Below are 22,747 nucleotides of genomic sequence, written 5' to 3'. Positions count from 1 at the left end.
TGACCCTCGAAGACGTCAATCAACGGAACGCCACCATGCTCGATCCCAAGCTGTTGCGGAGTGATCCGCAGTTCGTCGCTCAACGTCTGGCCCTGCGCGGCTTCACGCTCGATACCGCGTCGCTCGAGTCGCTCGAGTCCCGACGCCGCGAACTGCAGACCGCAACGGAGCAGCTGCAGAACGAGCGTAACGTGCGCTCCAAGGCGATCGGCAAGGCCAAGGCGGCGGGCGAGGACATCCAGCCGTTGCTCGACGAGGTCGGCCAGCTCGGCGACGAGCTCGACCGCGCCAAGACCCAACTGGCCGAGGTGCAGAGCGAGTGGGATGCGCTGATCGCGGGGCTGCCCAACCTGCCGCACGCTAGCGTACCCGAAGGCGCCGACGAAGACGACAACGTCGAGCTGCACCGCTGGGGTACGCCGCGCGCCTTCGATTTCGAGGTGCGCGATCATGTCGACCTGGGCGCGCGTTTCGGCTATCTCGACTTCGAGCTGGCGACCAAGCTCACGGGCTCGCGTTTCGCTGTGATGCGCGGGCCGATCGCTCGCCTGCACCGGGCGCTTTCGCAGTTCATGCTCGACAAGCAGACCCTCGAGCACGGCTACGAAGAGTGCTACGTGCCCTATATGGTCAACGCCGACTCGCTGATGGGCACCGGTCAGTTGCCCAAGTTCGGCGAGGATCTGTTTCGCCTCGAGGAGAGCGGCTACCACCTGATTCCGACCGCCGAGGTGCCGCTGACCAACTTCGTGCGTGACGAGATTCTCGATCACGCCCAATTGCCGCTCAAGCTCACCGCGCATACCCCCTGTTTCCGCAGCGAGGCCGGCGCCTATGGCCGGGATACCCGCGGCATGATCCGTCAGCACCAGTTCGACAAGGTCGAGATGGTGCAGGTGGTCGACCCCGAGACCAGCTACGACGCGCTGGAGACCATGCGCGGCCACGCCGAAGCGATCCTGCAGGCGCTGGCGCTGCCTTACCGGGTGGTCACCCTGTGTGCCGGTGACATGGGGTTTGGGGCGACCAAGACCTATGACCTCGAGGTGTGGCTGCCGAGCCAGGAGACCTACCGCGAGATCTCCTCGGTCTCCAACTGCGAGGATTTCCAGGCCCGGCGCATGCAGGCGCGTTTCCGCCATCCGCAGCAGAAGAAGCCGCAGCTGGTGCACACTCTCAACGGCTCGGGGCTGGCGGTGGGGCGCTGCCTGCTGGCGGTGATGGAGAATTATCAGAACGCCGACGGCAGCATCGATGTGCCCGAGGTGCTGCGCCCCTACCTTGGCGGCATCGCACAGATCAACGCTGAATGATGGCGCTGTAACGTCGGTGATCGCTCGCCCCGGCAGGTCCGGGGCGGCCTTCAGATCCATGGATCTGTGGGTTCGATAGGGCGGCGCCGGCGGTCAGTGACTGGCCGTCGTCTTTCACGCGGGGCATCGGCGATAACGCGGCAAGTTGGTTATAACGCTACAAGAAAGCGTTCCTTCGGGATCCCTCGCTGCGCCCCTAGAATTTGGCTATAAGCATTGGGGTCAAGTGATGCATCCAGTTCTAAGGCGCTGCAGCGTCGGCTGAGATGGAGGCGCTGATGACCCCCGGCCATCCTGGCCCGGCTCCACTCGACCCGACGGTGATTCGTGACGCCCTCTCTGACGCTTCAGCTAGATCCCTTCCAACTGACGCTGTGCCTGATCGGCGGCGGCAGCGAGGCGCTCGCACTCGCCCGCCAGGTGGCCGGCAGCGGTGTGAGCCTGACGCTGTACGCCGCTGAACCGATGCCGGCGTTGGCCGCGCTTTGCGCGCAGCAGGGTTGGCATCACGCGGCGCGGGTTCCGGCACCGGCGGCAGGGGAGCTGTGGCTGATCGCCTCGGGGAGCACCAGCAGGACCGCCAGTTGGCGGAGGCCGCACGGGCGGCCGGGGCCCTGGTCCATGTGCGTGGCTGGCCGGCGCTATCCAGTGCGCGGCTGCCGCCGCGCATCGATGTCGACGCCGTCGCCGAGCGCGAGGCGGACTCACCCTGGCGCCGCGGTCGAGTGGCGCTGGTGGGAGCCGGCCCGGGTGATCCGGAGCTGTTGACCCTGCGTGCGCTCAAGCGCCTGCAGAGCGCCAGCGTGATCGTCCACGATCGCCTGGTCAGCCAGGAGATTCTGGCGCTGGCCAACCCCGAGGCGCGACGCTTCTACGTGGGCAAGGCGCGCTCGCGGCACAGTGTGCCCCAGGAGGGGATCAATCAGGCGTTGGTCGAGTGGGCGCGGGCGGGGCATGAGGTGGTGCGTCTCAAGGGCGGCGATCCGTTCATCTTCGGCCGCGGCGGCGAGGAGCTCGAGACGCTGGCCGAGGCCGGAATCGACTTCGAGGTGGTGCCCGGCATCACTGCGGCCTCGGGCTGCGCCGCCTACGCCGGCATCCCGCTGACCCACCGCGACCACGCCCAGTCGGTGCGCTTCGTCACCGGGCATCTCAAGAACGGCAGTTGCGACCTCGATTGGCCGGCGCTGGCCCGCGGTGACCAGACGTTGGTGTTCTACATGGGCCTGGGCGCCCTCGACCTGATCCGCCGCCAGCTGATCGCCCATGGTCTCGATGCCCAGACCCCGCTGGCGCTGGTCGAGCAGGGCACTACCGCCAGCCAGCGCGTGCATCTAGGCACCCTCGAGACCCTGCCGGCAAGCCTCGCCGACGCCACCCCGCGGCCGCCGACGCTGATCGTGATCGGCAGCGTGGTCGCGCTGGCGTCGCGCCTCGCGTGGTTCCAGCCCACCGCCAGCGGTGCCCTGGGCTGGGTCGAAGGCAAGCATCCGACACCGCTCTCCCGCGCGGACAGCGCCTGACGCATTGGTGCGATTGCCGCGGGTTGGCGGCCACTGTGCGTTGACGCCACCGCCCGGCGCTTCGAGAATGCAGACAATCGACGTCGTTGGGCCGGGAGGCCGCCATGAATATCGAGCAGTTGGACATCCGCGGCCATCTGGCACAGTTCGCGCCTTTCGATCATCTGTCGGACGAGCTGCTCGATCGCATCGCCGGGTCGATCGAGATTCGCTACTTCCAGGCCGGCAGCGAGCTGCTCTCCAAGGATCAGCCGATCGATTCGCTGTGGTATATCCGCAGCGGCGCGGTGGAGATGTACCAGCGCAGCGGGCGGCTGTTCAATCGTCTGGGTGAGGGCGACATCTTCGGCTACTCGGATCTGCTGCATCAGCGCCGGGTGCGTTATCCGGTGCGGGCGATCGAGGACACCCTGATCTACTTCGTGCCAGCAGAGATCTTCGATGAAATCTGCGAGGTGGATGACGACTTCTCCGAGTTCGTCGATACCGGCGGGCGGCTCAAGGTCACGGTGCAGCAGCAGCGCGACGACAGCGGGCTCATGACCACCCGGGTGCGCAAGCTGATCACGCGTCAGCCGCAGATGGTGGAGGCCGACACCACGCTGCAGGCGGCAGCTCAGCGCATGCGTGACGAGAACACCACCTGCGTGCTGGTGGTGGACCTCACCGAATCGCAATCCCCCTATACCTTCGTCGGCCGTGATGGCCGCCACTGGAAGCTCAATGGCATTCTCACCGACCGCGATTTCTGCACCCGCGTGCTGGCCGAGGGCAAGTCGCCGCAGACCCCGGTGGGCGAGGTAATGTCGTCGCGGCCGATCGTGATCCAGTCCGATGAGTCGGTCTACGAGGCGATGCTGTGCATGCTGCGCAACCAGGTGCACCATTTGCCGGTGCTGCACCGGCGCCAGCCCATGGGTATCCTGCATCTCTCCGACATCGTGCGTCACGAGACCCACAGCAGCCTGTTCCTGGTCAACAATCTTCGTCCAGAATACCCCGACCCAGCTCTCCCGGCTCTCCACCGAGGTACGCAACGGTTTCGTGCGCATGGTCGCCGACGGTGCCAATTCGGAGATGATCAGCCGCGCCCTGGCCACCATCGGACGCGGTTTCACCCAGCGCCTGCTGGAGCTCGCCGAGGCCGAACTGGGGCCGCCGCCGGTGCCTTACTGCTTCATGGTGCTAGGGTCGATGGCGCGGGAAGAGCCGACCATCAATGCTGACCAGGACAACGCCCTGGTGCTCGACGACGCCTACGACCCCGAGCAGCACGGCGACTATTTCGAAGCGTTGGCCACGTTCGTCTGCGACGGTCTCGCTGGCTGTGGTTACGCCTACTGCAAGGGCGACGTCATGGCCACCAACCCGCGTTGGCGCCAGCCACTGGCGGTGTGGAAGCGCTATTTCGAGAAGTGGATGCGTGAGCCCAACCCGGAGCGTCTGCTGCACAGCTCGATCTTCTTCGATCTGGCACCGGTACATGGCGAAGCGCCGATGGTCGAGGCGCTGCAGGATCTGATCGCCGAGCAGGCGCCGCGCAGCGAGCTGTTCCTCGCGGCGCTGGCGCGCAACGCCAAGAACCGCACGCCACCGCTGGGCTTCTTCCGTCAGTTCGTGATGGAGCAGGACGGTGAGCATCGCAAGTCGATCAACTTGAAGCGCCGCGGCACCGCGCCGCTGACCGACCTGGTGCGCGTACACGCCCTGGCCTGCGGCTCAAAGGCTCAGAATACCTTCGCCCGTCTCGACGACATCGCCGCCACCAAGCTGGTGGGGCAGGGGGTCGCCGAGCGCCTGCGTTACGCTTTCGAGTTCCTGTCGATGGTGAGGATTCGCCATCAGGCGGAGGATCGAGCATGGGCAGGAGCCGGACAACAGCGTCGATCCCGAGCACGTGGGTAGTCGTGAACGCCACCATCTCAAGGACGCCTTCGAGGCGATCAGCCACGCCCAGAAATTTCTCTCCTTCCGCTATACTCTGCCCGGCAAGGGGACATCGCGGAACCAGGGCGCCGAGCGCGGCGAGACCGCATCGTGAGGCGGGTGCCCAAGGTACGCCGCCGCCAGCTCGAAGAGTGGCCACGCTATCTCGCCTCGCGCGCCGCCGAGGCCAAGGACGCGCGTCTGGCGGGCTTTTTCACCAGTGGTGGACTCGACCCCGAGATGCCGATCGGCGAGGCGCCGCTGGTGGCCATGGACTTCGAGACCACCGGGCTCGACGCCGGGCGTCACGATATCGTCAGTGTCGGCGTAGTGCCGTTCACGTTGGCGCGCATCCGGCCCGCCGAAGGGCGCTACTGGGTGCTGTCGCCACGACGGCGGCTGAGCGACGAGTCGGTGACCTTCCACCATATCACCCACGCTGAAGTGGAGAACGCGCCCGACTTCTCCGCCATCATCGACGAGCTGCTGGAGATGCTGCACGGGCGGCTGGTGGTGGTGCACTACCGCCAGCTCGAACGCAGCTTCCTCGATGCCGCAATTCGTGAACGCCTCGGCGAGGGGCTACTGTTTCCGATGCTCGATACCATGTCGCTGGAGGCGCGCATCCACCGCCAGTCGTGGTGGGCGCGTCTGCGCCGTTGGGCGGGGCGCCCGGTGGCTTCGATCCGCCTGCACGAGAGCCGTGAGCGCTACAACCTGCCGGCGTATACCGGGCACCATGCGCTGATCGATTCGCTGGCCACGGCGGAGCTGCTGCAGGCGCAGATTCTCTATCACTACAGCTGGGAGACGCCGGTCGGTGCGCTCTGGCGCTGACGTGTGGGGAGATAGCGGTGTACTGACACCGGGGAGAGCGCGACAGGGGCGATGAGGCGAGGCGCTCTTTCGCAGCTCTGGCACGGTAACCGGCACCAGAACGGCAAGCGCTAGAACGATAAACGTCAGAACGACAACGAGCGGCCCGTGGGCCGCTCGTTGCGTTTACAGCACTGGCTTCAGGTGCGCGGTTCGGAGCGCAGACCCTGAATGATGGCGTAGCACGCCGCCAGCAAGACGATGGTAAAAGGCAGGCCGGTGGTGATCACCGCCGCCTGCAGTGCGGTCAGACCGCCGCCCAGCAGCAGGGCGATGGCGATGGCGCCTTCGATCAGCGCCCAGAACACGCGCTGCGGCTTGGGTGCGTCGACCTTGCCGCCGGCAGTGATCGAGTCGATCACCAGCGACCCGGAGTCGGAGGAGGTGATGAAGAACACCATCACCAGGACGATACCCAGGAACGAGGTGATCGCGGTCAGCGGCAGCTGACCCAGCATGGTGAAGAGCTGCAGCTCCAGCGCCGCATCCTTGACCCCCTGGAAACCATCGCCGACCAGTTGGTGGATGGCGGTGTCGCCGAAGGCGGTCATCCAGATCACCGAGACCAGCGTAGGCACCAGCAGTACCGCGATCAGGAACTCGCGCACGGTGCGGCCGCGGCTGACGCGGGCGATGAACATGCCGACGAACGGCGACCAGGAGATCCACCAGGCCCAGTAGAAGGCGGTCCAGCCATGGACGAAGTTGGTGTCTTCGCGGCCGAATGGGTTGGACAGTGCCGGCAGATACTTCAGGTAGGAGACGATGTTCTCGACGAAGCCGGTGGCGAGCAGCAGGGTCGGGCCGACGAAGATCACGAATACCAGAAGGATGAAGGCCAGCGCCATGTTGATCTGCGACAGCCGCTGTACGCCCTTGTCCACGCCCAGCATGACCGAACCCAGTGCCACCAGGGTGATGCCGATGATCAGCAGGACCATGGTCACGTTGGTGTTGGGCACGTCGAACAGATAGTGCAGACCGGCGGCCGCCTGGGAGGCACCCAGACCCAGTGAGGTGGCCAGACCGAACAGGGTGGCGAAGACCGCCAGGATGTCGATGATGTGGCCCGGCCAGCCCCAGATACGCTCACCCAGGATCGGGTAGAAGATCGAGCGCATGGTCAGCGGCAGCCCCTTGTTGAAGGAGAACAGCGCCAGCGACAGCGCGACTACCGCGTAGATGCCCCAGGGGTGCAGGCCCCAGTGGAAGATCGTCGCGGCCATGGCCAGCGACTGCGAGGCGGCGTCATTACCCGCGGCGCCGCCCAGCGGTGCCCAGGAGTCGCCGGCCAGCGAGGTGCCGAAGTGGGTGATCGGCTCGGAGACGCCATAGAACATCAGGCCGATGCCCATGCCCGCGGCGAACAGCATGGCGAACCAGCCGGCATAGCTGAAGTCGGGCTTGGCGTGCATGCCGCCGATGCGCACCTTGCCCAGCGGGGTGAAGATCAGCCCCACCGAGACCAGCACGAAGACGTTGGCGGCGAACAGGAACAGCCAGCTCAGGTTGTCGGTGAGAAAGCTCCTTGCCCCGTTGAAGATCGGCCCCATCTGCTCTGGCAGCGCCAGGGTGATGATGACGAAGAACAGGATCAGCAGCGACGAGATCGAGAAGACCTTGCCGTGCAGGTCGACGTCGAAGCCGAATTTGTTGGTCCTGATGTTGTCCTGACCGATCACGTAATCGGTATCGATCAGATTGGAGGGTCCCTCGGGGGCCGGTACGCTTCCTGCGGCGCGGCCGGCTGCTTGTTAGGATCTTCTTGAGCCACTAGCCGTCTCCCTATGATTACCACATGACGGACCGGGCCACGCCTTCAGGGCGTGGCGAGATCGCGTCCCGTTATTGACTTGCTGGCGGTCGCGGCGATGCGCCATTGCGCCTCTAGTCTGGCGGATCGTCACGAACGTGCAAGTTTTGTAATTATCCTGAATCAAGTCGGTGCTTCCAACCGTCCCCGGCGCGCGCGCTGCGTACCTGCCCGCGACGCCGGGCGTGACGAACGCCTAGACCAAAGTCTCGTCATGTCCGGTACCCCACATATCTGTGGCCGGCGTCAGCGGCGCCATGGGGATAGACCAAGGTAAGAGTGCAGTACGCACACTATTCGACGTATATTGAAACGAACGTTTGAAACTGGCTGCATTCGACATTCGCCGCAGGAGAGGTCATGGCACACTATCGAGCCCCGCTGAACGATCTGCGTTTCGTGCGCGAAGAGGTCTTCGCCGCCGAGCGTGAATGGGCGGCGATGCCGGCGACAGCCGAGCTCAACGCCGAACTCGCCGATGCGGTGATGGAGGAGGCCGGAAGGTTGGTCAGCGCCGAGCTGCTGCCGCTCAATGCCAGCGGCGATGCCGGGGGTGCCAATTCGACGGCGCCCGCGTGACCACGCCGGCGGGTTTCCGCGAGGCTTTCGCCGAGTTCGCCGAGGGCGGCTGGTGCGGGCTCGCCGGTGACCCGGCGTTGGGCGGTCAGGGCCTGCCCAAGCTGCTCACGCTGGCCTTCGACGAGATGCTCTACGCCAGCAACTCGAGCTTCGCGCTCTATCTGGCGCTCAACAACGGCGCCGCGCTGCTGCTCGACCAGTACGCCGACGAGGCGACCCGGGCGCGCTATCTGCCGCGGCTCTACGCCGGCGAATGGCTGGGCACGATGTGCTTGACCGAGCCCCATTGCGGCACCGATCTGGGGCTGATCAAGACCCGCGCGACGCCCAACGATGACGGCAGCTACGCCATCACCGGCAGCAAGATCTGGATCACCGGCGGCGAGCACGATCTCACCGACAACATCGTTCACCTGGTGCTGGCCAAACTGCCCGACGCGCCGCCGGGCGCCAAGGGCATCTCGCTGTTTCTGGTGCCCAAGCGCGTGGTCGATGACGCGGGGCAGGCCGGCGAGGCCAACGGCGTGGTGTGCGGCGGTCTCGAACACAAGATGGGGATCAAGGCCAGCGCCACCTGCGTGATGCACTTCGAGGCGGCGCGGGGCGAGCTGATCGGTGAGCCGCATCAGGGTCTGGCGGCGATGTTCACGATGATGAACTACGAGCGATTGTCGATCGGCATGCAGGGCCTGGGCCTGGGCGAGATCGCCTATCAGAGCGCGATCGATTTCGCCCGCGAGCGCCTGCAGAGCCGTGCCCCCGGCGGTGCGGCGGCGCCGGCGGACCCAAACAACCCGCCGACCCGATTCTGGTGCATCCGGACGTGCGCCGCATGGCGCTGGACGTGCGCGCCTGGAACGAGGGCGGGCGGTTGTTCGCGGCCTTCGTCGCCCGCGAGCTCGACCGCGCCCGCTACCACCCGGAGACCGAGGCCCGCGCCGGTGCCGAGGAGATGGTCGCGCTGCTGACCCCGGTAGCCAAGGCCTTCCTGACCGATCGTGGTTTCGAGGCCACGGTCGAAGCGCAGCAGCTCTATGGCGGCAGCGGCTACTGCGTCGAGTGGGGCGCCGAGCAGTTCGTGCGCGATGCGCGTATCGCCATGATTTATGAAGGCACCAACGGCATTCAGGCGATGGACCTGGTGGGGCGCAAGCTGGTGCGTAACGGCGGCGCCTATGTCGAGCGTCTGCTGGCGCGTCTGCGCGCGGATCTAGAGGACGGCGCCGCCGATGACACGCGCCTGCGGCCCTTCCATGCCGCTGCCGAGGCCGCCGCAACGCGGCTGGAGCAGGCGACCCGCCAGCTGCTCGAACGCGCGGCACAAGATCCGGCAGAGGCCGGCGCGGCGGCCCATGACTACCTGCAGCTCACCGGGCTCAGCGTCTACGCCTGGATGTGGTGGAAGGCGGCACGCGCCGCGGTGCGTGGGCTCGACCAGGGCGGTGCGCTGGGAGAGGCCGACTACCGCGACAAGCTGATCGTGGGGCAGCACTTCCTCGACCGCCTGTTGCCGCGCAGCGAGGCCCACGCGCGCCAGCTCGAGGCGGGAGCGGCGGGGTTGATGGCGCTGGACGAGCTGCGTTTTTGACGAACGGGCGCGAAGGCGCCAGTGAGTGTCGATCGGTGGTTTGCACACTTTTGGGGCGCTCGGTATACGAGCGCCTTTTTTTATCTCCATGGTGGTGCATCTGTCTGTTCATCTCGAGGCGGCGCCAACACCTTGTCCTGCTTCATGAATTCGTCTGACGAGCGGGGGCTGTCGAGCGCCATGGGGGCCTTGGCGAGCAGCTCTGACGCGCGCTGAAGGTGCGTTTCGGGGCTGTTTTTGTATACGAAAGTTTCGTAGGGCGCCAAAAAGGGCACGGAAAATGCATGAGGATAAGGGCAGGGTGCGCCGGCGGTGCCGGGCATCCACCCAGGGATCCTTCAGGAGCGTCTCATGACAACAACAGCCCTACGCAAACTGATCGCCACATCCGCCCTCAATATCACGCTGGCGGGCATCTCTGCGCCGCTGCTGGCCGCCGACGATGGCCCGATCCGTGTCGGTATCCTCCACTCCCTTTCCGGCACCATGGCGATCAGCGAATCGACGCTGAAAGACGAAATGCTGATGCTGATCGATCAGCAGAACAAGGCCGGCGGGCTGCTCGGGCGCCAGCTGGAGCCGGTGGTGATGGATCCGGCCTCGGACTGGTCGCGCTACGCCGAGCAGGCGCGCAGCATGCTCACCGGTGACAAGCGCGTCGATGTCATCTTCGGCAACTGGACCTCGGCCTCGCGCAAGGCGGTGCTGCCGGTGGTCGAGGAGCTCGACGGGCTGCTGTTCTACCCGGTGCAGTACGAGGGCCAGGAGTCCTCCGAGAACATCTTCTATACCGGCGCCGCGCCCAACCAGCAGGCCATCCCCGCGGTCGACTATCTGATGGGGCAGGGGGTCCAGCGCTGGGCGCTGCTGGGTACCGACTACGTCTATCCGCGCACTACCAACGAGATCCTCGAGGCCTACCTCAAGGCTCACGGCGTCGCAGACGACGACATCATGGTCAACTACACCCCGTTCGGCTTCAGCGACTGGCAGTCGATCGTCTCCCGGGTCAAGGATTTCGGCAGTCAGGGTAAGAAGACTGCGGTGGTCTCGACCATCAACGGCGATGCCAACGTGCCGTTCTACAACGAACTCGCCAACCAAGGGATCAAGGCTTCGGACATCCCGGTGGTGGCGTTCTCGGTCGGCGAGCAGGAGCTGACCGGCATCGACACCGCGCCGCTGGTCGGCCATCTGGCCGCCTGGAACTACTTCATGAGCGTCGACAGCGACGCCAACTACGACTTCATCGACGCCTGGGTCGCCTACACCGGCAACAAGGACGCGGTGGTCAACGACCCCATGGAAGCTCATTACATCGGCTTCAACATGTGGATCAAGGCAGTCGAATCGGCCGGTACCACCGATGTCGACGCGGTCAAGGACGCGATCATCGGCGTGACCGTGCCCAACCTCTCCGGCGGTGCGGCGACGATGATGCCCAATCACCACATCACCAAGCCAGTGATGATCGGCGAGATCCAGGACGATGGTCAGTTCAGCGTGGTGTGGCAGACCCCGACCACGGTGGCCGGTGATGCCTGGTCCGACTACCTGCCGGCGTCGAAGAACCTGATCAGCGACTGGCGCGCGCCGCTGCGCTGCGGAAAGCTCGATGTCGAGCGCATGGTCTGCGAAGACGGTGCAGGGGCTAACTGATCGGAAGCGGTGCTGGGCCGCGGCCATGCCGCGGCGCTCACCGCCCGAGCACGTGCCCGCGCCGCTGTTCGTATGGCGCGGGGCCAACGGTAACGCAGCATGAGCGTTCCATCATGATGATGAATTCCCATGTCGGGGGGCGCCAGTACGCTCGCCGGATCTGCCACTCGCTGCTGCTCGGCCTGTTGCTGCTGTGCGCGGCATTGGCTACTACGGCGTCGGCGGCGGCGGTCAACGAGAGCCAGGCCAGAGCGCTGTTGCAAGCGCTCGATACCCGCAGTTTCGAGGCCAAGGGCGAGGCCGCCCAGGCGATCGCCGACAGCCAGGCGAGTCAGAAGACGCGCTGGCTGCAGGCGCTGCTCGATGGCCGCCTAGGCAAGGCGCGCCGCGGCGAGCAGTTCTATATCGTCACCGACGACAGCGGCCGCGAGTGGCCGCTGATCGACGCTATCACCTTCGCCGAGGCCGGCAGCGGCTCCCGGCGCACGGTGGATATCTTCAAGATCAACAACACGCTGCGCACTCAGCTCCAGGGCATGATCGCCTCGCTCTCGCTGGCCGAGGGCGACGATAGTGCACGCCTGGCGGCAGCGGATCGCCTGATCGGTGAGGTGAACGCCGACAATGTCGAGAGCGTGCGCGTGAGCCGCGAGCAGGAGAGAGTGCGACAGTTCGCGACCGGCTCGATATCGCGTTGGCGCTCTACCGCGTACAGCAGGGTGACGCTACCGCACTCGAGACCCTGAAGGGCAATCTCGATACGCGTGTGCGCAATACGCTGACCACTGTCGCTGCGGGTGACGGTGAACTTGCCAGCCAGGCGCAGCAGGTGCTCGGCGGCATCGAAAGCAAGCGCGCGTGGTACGACCGCGCGCAGACACTGTTCTTCGGTCTGAGTGCCGGTTCGATCCTGGTGCTGGCGGCGATCGGTCTGGCGATCACCTTCGGCGTCATGGGGGTGATCAACATGGCCCACGGCGAGCTGATCATGATCGGCGCCTACACCACCTGGCTGATCCAGCAGGCGCTGCCGGGGCAGCCGGGGCTGGCGCTGCTGCTGGCGATCCCCGGCGGCTTCCTGGTCGCCGGCGCGTTCGGCATGCTGATCGAGCGGACGGTGATTCGCTTTCTCAAGGGCCGGCCACTGGAAACGCTGCTGGCGACCTTCGGCCTGAGCCTGATCCTGCAGCAGCTGGTGCGCACGCTGTTCTCGCCGCTCAACCGACGGGTGGCGTCGCCGGAGTGGCTGCAGGGCGCCTGGCAGATCAACGATGCGCTGTCGCTGACCCTGAATCGCCTCGGCGTGCTCGGCTTCTGCCTGCTGGTGTTTGCCGCGCTGTGGGCGCTGATGCGCTACACCCGGCTCGGCCTGGAGGTGCGCGCAGTGACCCAGAACCGCGCCATGGCGCGGGCGATGGGCGTGCGTGCGGCGCGGGTCGACATGCTCACCTTCGGGCTCGGGGCTGGGGTCGCGGGGCTTGCCGGTGTGGCGCTGTCGCAGCTCACCAACGTGGGGCCGAACCTGGGCCAGGGCTATATCGTCGACTCCTTCCTGGTGGTGGTGTTCGGCGGCGTCGGCAATCTGTGGGGCACCCTGGTCGCCGGGATGTCGCTGGGGTTGATCAATCAGGTGCTGCAGCCGTGGGTCGGTGCGGTACTGGCCAAGATCATCGTGCTGGTCGGGGTGATCCTGTTCATCCAGAAACGCCCGCAGGGCATCTTTGCGCCCAAGGGGAGGGTGTCATGAGCCACGCATCCCTCGAGCCGAGGCGGGATCGCTCGCGCCAGGCGTTTCTCTCCCGCGCCACGTTGATCACCTCGGCGCTGCTGATCGTCGGCATGGCGCTGGTGCTGGTCCTGCACACGCTGCCCGCGAGCAACCCGTTGCATGTGAGCAGTGCCACGGTGGCGCTGCTGGGCAAGTACTTCACCTACATGCTGCTGGCGCTGGCGGTGGATCTGATCTGGGGCTACCTGGGCATCTTGAGCCTCGGCCACGGCGCCTTCTTCGCCCTCGGCGGCTACGCCATGGGGCTCTATCTCAATGCCCAGGGCACATCGCTTCCCGGCTGGCAGGGACTGATGGCGAGCTTCCCGCTGGCGGCACTGGCGGTGGTGCTGGCGCCGGGGATCCTGGCACTGGCGTTCGGCTGGCTGGCTTTCCGCTCGCGGGTGACTGGGGTCTACTTCTCGATCATCACCCAGGCGATGACCTTTGCCCTGATGCTGGCGTTCAACCGCAACGAGATGGGGATGGGCGGCAGCACCGGGCTGACGCGCTTCAGCGAGCTGCTCGGCTTTCGGCTGGCCAGTGACGGCATGACTGTGGCGCTGTTCGTGGCTTCCGGCATCGCCGTACTGCTGGCGTTCTGGCTGTGTCGGGCAATCGTGGTCTCGCGGCTGGGGCGGGTCGCCGTGGCGACCCGTGACGCCGAGGCGCGGGTGCGCTTTCTTGGCTATCGGGTCGAGCACGTCAAGCTTTCGCTGTTCGTGGTCTCGGCGATGCTCGCGGGGATCGCCGGTGCGCTCTACGTGCCGCAGGTGGGCATCATCAATCCCAGCACCTTCGCCCCGCTGTTCTCGATCGAGGTGGTGGTGTGGGTGGCGCTGGGCGGGCGGGCCACGCTGTTCGGTGCGCTGCTCGGTGCGCTGGTGGTCAACTATCTCAAGACCGTGCTGACCGGTGCGATGCCGGATGCCTGGCTGTTCCTGCTCGGCGGGCTGTTCGTGGTGGTGACCATGGCGCTGCCCCGGGGGATCGCCGGGGTGCTGGCATGGCGGCGTCGGCAGGAGGGCGCGACATGAACCAGAGCGTACGCACCCGGGTGCAGCAGCTGCGCGAGCTGTCGCGCCCCGACCGGGTGTTCGACTTCATGCTGCCGGCGCAGTCGCCAGTGGACGTCCGTCACGGGCCGATTCTTTACCTGGAGGACGTCAGCGTCAGTTTCGACGGCTTCCGTGCCATCGATCGGCTCAACCTGACCATCGACGACGGCGAGCTGCGCTGCATCATCGGCCCCAACGGCGCCGGCAAGACCACCATGATGGATATCATCACCGGCAAGACGCGCCCGGACAGCGGCCAGGTGTGGTTCGGCAGCCGGCACAATCTGCTGACCCTGGATGAGCCGCGGATCGCCAATCTTGGTATCGGGCGCAAGTTCCAGAAGCCGACGGTGTTCGAGGCGCTCGACGTGAGCGAGAACCTGGAGCTGGCCATGGCCGGTGACCGCCGCGTGTGGAAGACCCTGCTGGCGCGGCTCGATGGCGCCGGGCAGGCGCGCATCGATGAGGTGCTGGAGACCATCGGATTGACCGGCGAGCGGCATCGGCTCGCCGGCGTGCTTTCTCATGGGCAGAAGCAGTGGCTGGAGATCGGCATGCTGCTGAGCAGCGCCCGCGCCTGCTGCTGGTGGACGAACCGGTAGCCGGCATGACCGAGCCGGAGATGCAGCGCACCGCCGAGCTGCTGACGCGGCTGGCGGGGCAGCAGTCGGTGGTGGTGGTCGAGCATGACATGGGGTTCGTACGCGAGATCGCACGCAAGGTCACGGTGCTGCACCAGGGCAGCGTGCTGGCCGAGGGCAGTCTGGACCAGGTGTCCAGCGATCCGCGGGTGGTGGAGGTCTATCTGGGCGGCGACGAGGAGACGAACGCATGCTGAGTGTGGACAACCTCGATCAGTACTACGGCGAGAGCCATATCCTGCGCGGCCTCTCGCTGACGGTGCCGGCCGGGCGCTGCACCTGTGTGATGGGGCGCAACGGGGTCGGCAAGACCACGCTGTTGAAGACCATCATGGGCGAGGTGAGCGCCCGCGCTGGCGCCATCCACTTCGACGGCGAGCCGCTGCTGCCCCGGCGCGCCGAGGCGCGTGCCGGTCTGGGGATCGGCTATGTGCCCCAGGGGCGGCAGATCTTCGCCACGCTCACGGTGGAGGAGAATCTGCGCATCGGCCTGCCGGCGCGGCGTGACCGCCAGCGGCGCATTCCCGAGCGCATCTTTGAGCTGTTCCCGGTGCTGCGTGAGATGCGTTATCGTCGCGGAGGCGACCTCTCTGGCGGCCAGCAGCAGCAGCTGGCGATCGGGCGCGCGCTGGTGCTCGACCCGCGCCTGCTGATCCTCGACGAGCCGGGGGAGGGCATCCAGCCCAATATCGTGGCCCAGATCGGCGAGGTGATCCGGCGGCTCAATCGCGAGGCGGGGCTGACCGTGCTGCTGGTCGAGCAGAAACTGCCGTTCGCGCGCCGCTACGCCGACGGCTTCATGATCATGGATCGGGGCCAGGCCGTGGCCAGCGGTGACATCTCCGATCTCGACGACGACCTGATTCGGCGACATCTCACGGTATGAGCGCAGACCCCGCACCGCACCGCCATCCGAGCCCCCCGGACTCCGGCCACCGCTTCGACGCCGGGCGCCGCTGGGAGGCGCGGCTGGCGCTCGCCTTCGACCGTCGCGAAGGCCGTACCCGCTTGACCCGGGCGCACCATCGCGGGCCATTGCGGGTACAGCGGCCGTTCTATCCCGAGCCGCTGCACCCGGCGCTGGTCGAGCCCTGCCATGTCTATCTGCTGCACCCGCCGGGTGGGCTGGTCAGCGGTGATGCGCTGGCGCTGGAGATCGCGGTCGAGGCCGACGCCCATGCGCTGTTGACCACGCCGGCGGCGACCAAGCTCTACCGCGCGGACAGCCAGGGCGTAACCTGGCAGCAGAGCAATCACTTGCAGGTCGCCGCCGGCGGGCTGCTCGAGTGGCTGCCCCAGGAGACCATCGCCTTCGACGGCTCGCGCGGGGTGCAGAGCACCACGGTCGAGCTCGGCGGCGATGCCCGCTGCCTGGGCTGGGAGGTGATGGCGCTGGGGCGTCCGGTGGGCGCGCTGCCGTTCGTCAGCGGCGCCATCGAACAGCGCTTCCGCCTGACCCGCGACGGCCGCCCGCTGTGGCTGGAGCGCCAGCCGCTCGATCCACATCACGCGCGCTTCCAGGGACGCTGGGGCAGGGCGGGGCGAGCGTCCAGGCGACCCTGTGGGCGGCCGGCCTGGCAGCCCCCGAGGCACGGTGGCGGCGCTGCGCGAGGCGCTGCCGGCGGCTCCGCAGTGGGCCGTCACCCAGCGTCTCGGCGTACTGCTGCTGCGCTATCTGGGCGACTCGCGCAATCAGGCCTGGGACTACTGCCAGGCTGCCTGGCAGACGCTGCGACCGCTGCTGGCCGAGCGCGGGGGCGAGCCGCGCATCTGGCGCACCTGAGACAACGACCAAGGGCGCCCGGCGCCCGCAAGCCCTGGAGACGAGGCGATGGAACTGACACCCCGAGACAAGGACAAGCTGCTGCTGTTCTCCGCCGCACAGCTGGCCGAGCGCCGCCGTGCGCGCGGGCTCAAGCTCAACTACCCGGAAGCGGTGGCGCTGATCAGCTTCGAGATTCTCGAAGGCGCCCGCGACGGGCGTAGCGTGGCCGAACTGATGGGCTACGGTCGCGAGATCCTGACCCGCGACGACGTGATGGAGGGGGTCGCCGAGATGATCCCCGAGGTGCAGGTCGAGGCGACCTTTCCCGACGGCACCAAGCTGGTGACCGTGCATTCACCCATCGTATGAGGGGCGGCCATGATTCCCGGTGAATACCAATTGCAGGACGGCGAGATCGAGCTCAACGCGGGGCTGGAGTCGATCACCCTGACAGTGGGCAACACCGGCGACCGTCCGATCCAGGTCGGTTCGCACTACCACTTCGCCGAGACCAATCCGGCGCTCGAGTTCGATCGTGGCGCCGCGCGGGGCTATCGGCTCGACGTGCCGGCGGGCTCGGCGATCCGCTTCGAGCCTGGGCAGCGCCGGGCGGTGACGCTGGTGCCGTTCGCCGGCCGACGGCATGTCTACGGCTTCCGCGGCGAGGTCATGGGTGGGTTGGATGATGCCGTGGAGGATGAAGCATGAAAATTTCACGTCAGGCCTATGCCGATATGTATGGCCCCACCGTGGGCGACCGGGTGCGGCTCGCCGATACCGAGCTGTGGATCGAGGTGGAGCAGGACCATACCCACTACGGCGACGAGGTGAAGTTCGGCGGCGGCAAGGTGATCCGTGATGGCATGGGCCAGAGCCAGCGCTGCGATGAGGCGGTGATGGACACCGTGATCACCAATGCGCTGATCCTCGACTGGTGGGGGATCGTCAAGGCCGATGTCGGTCTCAAGGCGGGGCGTATCGCCGCCATCGGCAAGGCCGGCAACCCCGACGTGCAGCCGGCGGTGAACATTGTCATCGGCCCGGGCACCGAGGTGATCGCCGGCGAGGGCAAGATCCTCACCGCGGGGGCGATCGACGCCCATATCCACTTCATCTGCCCGCAGCAGGTGGAGGAGGCGCTGATGAGCGGGGTCACCACCATGCTCGGCGGGGGCACCGGGCCCGCCACCGGCTCCAACGCCACCACCTGTACCCCGGGGGAGTGGCACCTGGGCAAGATGCTCCAGGCGATCGACACCCTGCCGATGAACATCGGCCTGCTCGGCAAGGGCAACGCCAGCCAGCCCGAGGCGCTCGAGGCGCAGATCGTGGCCGGGGCGATCGGGCTCAAGCTGCACGAGGATTGGGGCACCACGCCGGCTTCCATCGACAACTGCCTGAGCGTGGCCGAGCGCTATGACGTTCAGGTGGCGATCCATACCGACACCCTCAACGAGTCGGGCTTCGTCGAGGACACCCTGGCGGCGTTCAAGGAGCGTGGGATCCACACCTATCACACCGAGGGTGCCGGGGGCGGCCACGCGCCGGACATCATCACCGCCTGTGCCAAGGATTACGTGCTGCCGTCGTCGACCAATCCGACGCGACCCTACACCGTGAACACCGTCGACGAGCATCTCGACATGCTGATGGTGTGCCACCACCTCGACCCCAATATCCCCGAGGACGTGGCCTTCGCCGATTCGCGCATCCGCCGCGAGACCATCGCCGCCGAGGACATCCTCCACGACCTCGGCGTGATCTCGATGATCGCTTCCGACTCCCAGGCCATGGGCCGGGTCGGCGAAGTGGTCTGCCGCACCTGGCAGACCGCACACAAGATGAAGACGCAGCGCGGCCTGCTGGCGGAGGATGTCGAGCGCGGCTGCGATAACTTCCGCGCCCGGCGCTATATCGCCAAGTACACCATCAACCCGGCGCTCACCCACGGCCTGGGCCACGAGGTGGGGTCGGTGGAAGTCGGCAAGCTGGCCGACCTGGTGCTGTGGGACCCGGCCTTCTTCGGCGTCAAGCCGGCGCTGATTCTCAAGGGCGGGATGATCGCGGCGGCGCCCATGGGCGATCCCAACGCCTCGATCCCGACGCCGCAGCCGGTGCACTACCGGCCGATGTTCGGCGCCTTCGGCCGTGCGGCCAGCGCCACCCGGGTCAGCTTCGTCAGCCAGGCAGCGCTGGCGGCGGGGGTGGGCGAGCGCCTGGGTCTGGCCAGTCGACTGGTCGCGGTGCAGGACGTGCGTGGCGTACGCAAGCGCGACATGAAACTCAACGATGCCTGCCCGCAGCTTGAAGTCGACCCGCAGACCTACGAGGTGCGCGCCGATGGCGAGCTGCTCACCTGCGAGCCCGCGGTCACGCTGCCGCTGGCCCAGCGCTACCATCTGTTCTGACAGGCGGTTTGTTCTGATGAGAATGAAAAGGACGACACGATGTTGAAGTTGATCGAGCGCCTGGACGCTGCCTGCGACATCGTCGCCGACGATAGCGTCACGCTTCCCTTCGAGCTGCGCTGTCGTGGGCGCCTCAAGGCCACCAGCGATGGCGGACGCGAGCTGGGGCTGTTTCTCGACCGTGGCCCGGTGCTGCGCCACGGTGCGCTGCTGCGTGCCGAGAGCGGTGAGGTGATCGCGGTGCGCGCCGCCGACGAACCGGTGGTCACGGCCCGGGTCGAGGGCACGCTGGCGCTGGCCAGGCTCTGCTACCACCTGGGCAACCGCCATGTGCAGCTGGCACTGGGTGCCGAGGGCGAGTGCGGCTGGGTGCGTTTTCCGCCCGACCATGTGCTGGAGGCGCTGGCGACCCGCCTGGGGGCGACCCTGGAGCGCCACCGCGCGCCCTTCGATCCCGAGTCCGGCGCCTATGCCGAGGGGCACGCCCATGGCCACAGTCATGGACATGGACATGATCACGGTCACGGCCACACGCACGAGCACGAGCACGAGCACGAGTCTGAGCGTGGCGCTACCGGGGGTGCTCTGGTCTACGACTTCGTGCCGCGCGGCCGCGAGCACTGAGCGTGGCAGAAGAGTCGACACGCTCGCCCCTGGCGCTGCTGGGGCTGATGCAACTGGTGAGCCAGGCGCTGCCGATCGGCGCCTTTGCCTGGTCGCAGGGGCTGGAAAGCGCCTTCGAACTCGGCTGGGTGAGGGACGAAGCGAGTCTCGGTGCCTGGCTCGACGGAGTGCTCGAGGATGGCCTGACCCGCTGCGAACTGCCGTTGCTCGAACGCCTGTGGCAGGCCTGGGAGAGCGCGGATCGCGAGGCGCTGGCGGCCTGGAACGACTGGCTGCTGGCCAATCGCGAGACCCACGAGCTGGCCGAGGAGGATCTGCGCCTGGGGCAGTCGCTGGCGCGCCTGCTCGGCGATCTGGGGCTGCTGCCGGAAGATGGCTGGCTGCCGCCGACGCCCACCTACGTCACGCTGTTCGCCTGGGCGGCGCAGCGGCGCGGCATCGCGCTGGCGGATGCCCAGTTGGGATTCGTCTGGGCCTGGCTCGAGAACCAGCTGGCAGCGGCATGCAAGGCGTTGCCGCTGGGGCAGACCGCGGCCCAGCGGCTGGTGGAGCGGCTGCGCCCGGCACTGGCGGCAGCGGTGACGCGGGCCGCCGAGCTCGATGACGATGCCCTGGGCCCGGCGCTGCCGGGGTTGGCTCTGGCCAGTGCGCTGCACGAGACACAGTACTCGCGACTGTTTCGCAGCTGATGTCGGCATCGGGATGTGCCTTCCGGGGCTTACCCGTTGTCATGCCGAGGTTTCATCCTGAATTTGCGGTTTCACCTGGAATAGATACGCCGCGCCGTTGCGGGATAGGGCGGCGCGGAGATGAAAGGAGAGAGGGATATGCAACACTGTCTGCGAGTTGGCGTCGGCGGCCCGGTCGGGTCCGGCAAGACCGCACTGCTCAAGCAGCTCTGCCTGGCGCTGCGCGAGCACTACGATATCGCGGTGGTCACCAACGACATCTATACCCGCGAGGACGCCGACTTCCTGCTGCGCCATGACGCGCTGGATGCCGACCGCATCATCGGTGTCGAGACCGGCGGCTGCCCGCATACCGCGATCCGCGAGGACGCCTCGATGAACCTGGCGGCGATCGATGACCTGCACGCGCGGCATCCGGCGCTGGAGCTGGTGCTGGTGGAGTCAGGGGGCGACAACCTCGCCGCCACCTTCAGCCCCGAGCTCTCCGACCTGACCCTCTATGTGATCGATGTCTCCGCCGGCGACAAGATCCCGCGCAAGGGCGGGCCGGGGATCACCAAGTCGGATCTGCTGATCATCAACAAGATCGATATCGCCGAGCGCGTGCACGCTTCGCTCGAGGTCATGGAGCGTGACGCCAAGATGATGCGCGGCCCGCGCCCCTTCGTGTTCGCCAATCTCTATGACGGTGTCGGCGTCGAGACCATCGTGCGCTTCATTCTCGACCGCGGCATGCTGCCGGAGCGCCGCGGTGAGGCGCAGCGGGCGCGGACCGACCAGGCGCTGCTGTGCGCCGAGTGAATCGGCCCTGTTCACGCTGATGTCGACGTCTTCACACCCAAGCCACTACCCATCACCCACCATCCACAAGGAGTGACCCATGCAAGCTCAACCCTCTCGTCGCGCGGCGCGCTATCTGGCCTGGCTCGGTGCCCCGTTGGCACTGCTGTTGGCCTCGGTGGCCTACGCCCATCCGGGGCATCTGCCGCATACCCACGGCGGCAGCTTCCTGGCCGGGCTGATGCACCCGCTGACCGGTCTCGATCATCTGCTGGCGATGCTGGCGATCGGGCTGTGGAGCTGCCGCCAGGCGCCCACGCTGCGCCGGGCGATGCCTGCGCTGATCGCCCTGGGCATGGTGTGTGGTGCCGGTCTGGCCTGGGCCGGAGTACCGCTGCTGGGGGTGGAGTTCGGTATCGCCTCCAGCGTGCTGCTGGCGGGCGTGCTGCTGGCGACGCTGGTCAAGCTGCCCAGCGCGGTGGGCGGCACGCTGGTGTTCGCGTTCATCCTGCTGCACGGCCATGCCCACGGCAGCGAGCTGGCGCCCGGTGCCTCGGCGCTGCTCTATGCGCTGGGCTTCGTGGTCACCAGCGTGGCGATCACTCTGGCCGGGCGCCATGCCGGTGCCTGGCTGGCCCAGCGTGACAGCCGCTGGCTGCGCGGTATCGGTGCCGCCATCGCTGCGGCCGGCGGGGCGCTGATGCTGAGCTGAGGGGCCTGCGCGGTATCTCTCTCGGCATCCATTCGGCATCGGCTGCGTCTCTCGGCTCCCTGCTGGGCTGCATCGCCCAGCAGGTGGTTCGGTGCCGTGACGGTGGTCGCGGCGCTGGCGCGCTGTGCCGATCCTTACAGGCCGCATCCGCGGCCTTTGTCATGTCGGCGTGTACCGGTCAGCGGGGGTGACGCACACGGCGATAGCCCGCATTGATGAAGCAGTAGCCGCCGTAGGCGATCAGGCCGCAGGCGACGCCGCCCAGCAGGAAGTCGCCGTAGGGCTGGTGGGCCAGCAGATCGAGGGCGCCACCCAGGCCCTGGGTCTGGCTGGGCGAGAGCTGCCAGGCGGCCAGGCCGAGCAGTCCGCCGATCAGGATGAAGGTCACCCCGCGGGCGGCCAGCCCGACTCTGGCGATGCCCTCGAGCAGCGGCAGCGGCGGGTTGGGGCGCTGGTCGAGATGCCAGTTCTTGCGGTAGGCACGGCGCCAGGCACGCACGAGCTGATGCACGCCGACCGCGACGAAGCCCAATCCCACCGCCAGCAGCAGCCAGCGCCCGCCGGGGACACCCAGCAGCCACTCGGTGCGGCGGCGGTTATCCTCCTGCGAAGAGCTTGCCACGCTGTGCATCAGCAGGGTCGCGCACTGCCACGCCAGGGTGGCGTAGAGCCCGGCGCTGAGGGCGAATCCCAGCCGCTGCAGCCAGCCTTTCCAATCGTTGCCCTTGTGCTCGGTGTCCCAGATCGCCTGGCCCAGCCGCCAGGCCACATAGGCGACCAGGCCCAGGCCGAGCAGCACCAGCAGCACGCTGCCGAAGGGCCACAGCGCGATCTTGCGGATCACCTCGCTGGTGCCGCTCTCGCTGCCGCCCAGGCCGATGGTGGTGAGCAGGGCGAGCCAGCCCACCGCGATATAGATCAGGCCCTTGGCGGTATAGCCGGCGGACGCGCTGAAGCGCAGCCCGTCACGGAGTCGAGAGCGTCGTTGCGGCATGGAGATCCTTGAACGCGAATGATCCCTGCAG

Annotated in this window: 20 protein-coding genes and 5 pseudogenes; 22 read left to right on the top strand and 3 right to left on the bottom strand. The window is 67.1% G+C overall.

Annotation, left to right across the window (positions count from 1 at the left end):
- Positions 1-35: 35 nt before the first annotated feature.
- Positions 36-1,313, top strand: coding sequence for a serine--tRNA ligase (gene serS / locus CN538_RS00385; protein ID WP_106420512.1), 1,278 nt, complete (start codon positions 36-38; stop codon positions 1,311-1,313).
- 351 nt (positions 1,314-1,664) lie between these two features.
- On the opposite strand, the gene CN538_RS20110 is transcribed toward serS, so the two are convergent.
- Positions 1,665-1,823: a hypothetical protein gene (locus tag CN538_RS20110; protein WP_164999456.1), complete on the bottom strand. Its 159-nt coding sequence runs from the start codon at positions 1,821-1,823 to the stop codon at positions 1,665-1,667.
- Between the two features lie 158 nt (positions 1,824-1,981).
- On the opposite strand from CN538_RS20110, the gene cobA reads away from it, so the two are divergent.
- The 4 genes and pseudogenes from cobA to CN538_RS00370 all read left to right on the top strand — a co-directional run bounded on the left by cobA (position 1,982) and on the right by CN538_RS00370 (position 5,599).
- Positions 1,982-2,836: a uroporphyrinogen-III C-methyltransferase gene (gene cobA / locus CN538_RS00380; protein WP_242495829.1), complete on the top strand. Its 855-nt coding sequence runs from the start codon at positions 1,982-1,984 to the stop codon at positions 2,834-2,836.
- Positions 2,837-2,940: 104 nt separating this feature from the next.
- A pseudogene (locus tag CN538_RS25760) lies at positions 2,941-3,765 on the top strand (CBS domain-containing protein); the annotation flags it as partial.
- A pseudogene (locus CN538_RS25755) lies at positions 3,671-4,877 on the top strand (DUF294 nucleotidyltransferase-like domain-containing protein). The pseudogenes CN538_RS25760 and CN538_RS25755, both read left to right, overlap by 95 nt.
- A gap of 5 nt (positions 4,878-4,882) precedes the next feature.
- Complete coding sequence (locus CN538_RS00370; RefSeq protein ID WP_106418177.1) at positions 4,883-5,599, top strand: 3'-5' exonuclease; 717 nt, start codon at positions 4,883-4,885, stop codon at positions 5,597-5,599.
- A 179-nt stretch (positions 5,600-5,778) separates the two neighbouring features.
- Here CN538_RS00370 and CN538_RS00365 read toward each other — a convergent pair whose 3' ends face one another.
- Complete coding sequence (locus CN538_RS00365) at positions 5,779-7,320, bottom strand: BCCT family transporter (protein WP_242495430.1); 1,542 nt, start codon at positions 7,318-7,320, stop codon at positions 5,779-5,781.
- Positions 7,321-7,811: 491 nt separating this feature from the next.
- Here CN538_RS00365 and CN538_RS21460 point away from each other — a divergent pair, with 491 nt between their 5' ends.
- The 17 genes and pseudogenes from CN538_RS21460 (at position 7,812) to CN538_RS00295 (ending at position 21,722) form a co-directional block, all read left to right on the top strand.
- Complete coding sequence (locus tag CN538_RS21460) at positions 7,812-8,030, top strand: acyl-CoA dehydrogenase N-terminal domain-containing protein (protein ID WP_242495429.1); 219 nt, start codon at positions 7,812-7,814, stop codon at positions 8,028-8,030.
- Positions 8,027-8,563, top strand: a pseudogene (locus CN538_RS21455) (acyl-CoA dehydrogenase family protein); the annotation flags it as partial. The gene CN538_RS21460 and the pseudogene CN538_RS21455, both read left to right, overlap by 4 nt.
- Before the next feature lie 299 nt (positions 8,564-8,862).
- Positions 8,863-9,618, top strand: a complete 756-nt coding sequence (locus CN538_RS21450; RefSeq protein WP_242495428.1) for an acyl-CoA dehydrogenase C-terminal domain-containing protein — start codon at positions 8,863-8,865, stop codon at positions 9,616-9,618.
- Between the two features lie 351 nt (positions 9,619-9,969).
- Positions 9,970-11,277 (top strand): urea ABC transporter substrate-binding protein, encoded by a 1,308-nt coding sequence (gene urtA / locus CN538_RS00355; protein WP_106418176.1) that lies wholly within the window; start codon positions 9,970-9,972, stop codon positions 11,275-11,277.
- A gap of 113 nt (positions 11,278-11,390) precedes the next feature.
- A complete protein-coding gene (locus tag CN538_RS24725; RefSeq protein WP_340638205.1) occupies positions 11,391-12,023 on the top strand; it encodes a hypothetical protein in 633 nt (210 codons plus the stop codon).
- Positions 11,972-13,024: an urea ABC transporter permease subunit UrtB gene (gene urtB, locus CN538_RS24720; protein ID WP_340638204.1), complete on the top strand. Its 1,053-nt coding sequence runs from the start codon at positions 11,972-11,974 to the stop codon at positions 13,022-13,024. The genes CN538_RS24725 and urtB overlap by 52 nt, the downstream gene beginning before the upstream one ends.
- Positions 13,021-14,082 (top strand): urea ABC transporter permease subunit UrtC, encoded by a 1,062-nt coding sequence (gene urtC / locus CN538_RS00345; protein WP_106418175.1) that lies wholly within the window; start codon positions 13,021-13,023, stop codon positions 14,080-14,082. Before urtB ends, urtC begins: the two co-directional genes overlap by 4 nt.
- A pseudogene (urtD, locus tag CN538_RS00340) lies at positions 14,079-14,941 on the top strand (urea ABC transporter ATP-binding protein UrtD). The gene urtC and the pseudogene urtD overlap by 4 nt, the downstream one beginning before the upstream one ends.
- The gene (gene urtE / locus CN538_RS00335; RefSeq protein WP_106418174.1) at positions 14,935-15,630 is read left to right on the top strand and encodes an urea ABC transporter ATP-binding subunit UrtE; all 696 of its coding nucleotides are present in this window, start codon (positions 14,935-14,937) and stop codon (positions 15,628-15,630) included. The pseudogene urtD and the gene urtE overlap by 7 nt, the downstream one beginning before the upstream one ends.
- Positions 15,627-16,527: pseudogene (locus CN538_RS00330) on the top strand (urease accessory protein UreD). Before urtE ends, CN538_RS00330 begins: the two are co-directional and overlap by 4 nt.
- A 48-nt stretch (positions 16,528-16,575) precedes the next feature.
- The gene (locus tag CN538_RS00325) at positions 16,576-16,878 is read left to right on the top strand and encodes an urease subunit gamma (protein ID WP_035469373.1); all 303 of its coding nucleotides are present in this window, start codon (positions 16,576-16,578) and stop codon (positions 16,876-16,878) included.
- A 9-nt stretch (positions 16,879-16,887) separates the two neighbouring features.
- On the top strand, positions 16,888-17,217 hold the full coding sequence (locus tag CN538_RS00320) for an urease subunit beta (RefSeq protein WP_106418173.1): 330 nt from the start codon (positions 16,888-16,890) through the stop codon (positions 17,215-17,217).
- Positions 17,214-18,917: an urease subunit alpha gene (gene ureC / locus CN538_RS00315; RefSeq protein ID WP_106418172.1), complete on the top strand. Its 1,704-nt coding sequence runs from the start codon at positions 17,214-17,216 to the stop codon at positions 18,915-18,917. Before CN538_RS00320 ends, ureC begins: the two co-directional genes overlap by 4 nt.
- A 39-nt stretch (positions 18,918-18,956) precedes the next feature.
- A complete protein-coding gene (gene ureE / locus CN538_RS00310) occupies positions 18,957-19,541 on the top strand; it encodes an urease accessory protein UreE (protein ID WP_106418171.1) in 585 nt (194 codons plus the stop codon).
- A gap of 47 nt (positions 19,542-19,588) precedes the next feature.
- Positions 19,589-20,230: an urease accessory protein UreF gene (locus CN538_RS00305; RefSeq protein ID WP_106420510.1), complete on the top strand. Its 642-nt coding sequence runs from the start codon at positions 19,589-19,591 to the stop codon at positions 20,228-20,230.
- Positions 20,231-20,368: 138 nt separating this feature from the next.
- Entirely contained in the window at positions 20,369-21,031 is a 663-nt protein-coding gene (gene ureG / locus CN538_RS00300) for an urease accessory protein UreG (RefSeq protein WP_106418170.1), read from the top strand.
- A gap of 79 nt (positions 21,032-21,110) precedes the next feature.
- Complete coding sequence (locus CN538_RS00295; RefSeq protein ID WP_106418169.1) at positions 21,111-21,722, top strand: HupE/UreJ family protein; 612 nt, start codon at positions 21,111-21,113, stop codon at positions 21,720-21,722.
- 178 nt (positions 21,723-21,900) lie between these two features.
- Here the strand turns inward: CN538_RS00295 and CN538_RS00290 are convergent, their stop codons facing one another.
- On the bottom strand, positions 21,901-22,716 hold the full coding sequence (locus CN538_RS00290; protein ID WP_106418168.1) for a DUF1206 domain-containing protein: 816 nt from the start codon (positions 22,714-22,716) through the stop codon (positions 21,901-21,903).
- Positions 22,717-22,747 lie beyond the last annotated feature (31 nt).

The organism is Salinicola tamaricis (assembly GCF_003006155.1).
In the GTDB taxonomy this organism is placed as follows: Bacteria; Pseudomonadota; Gammaproteobacteria; order Pseudomonadales; family Halomonadaceae; genus Salinicola; species Salinicola tamaricis.
The sequence above is the reverse complement of the archived record's forward strand: the minus strand, read 5'-3'. Positions and strand labels throughout refer to the sequence as shown.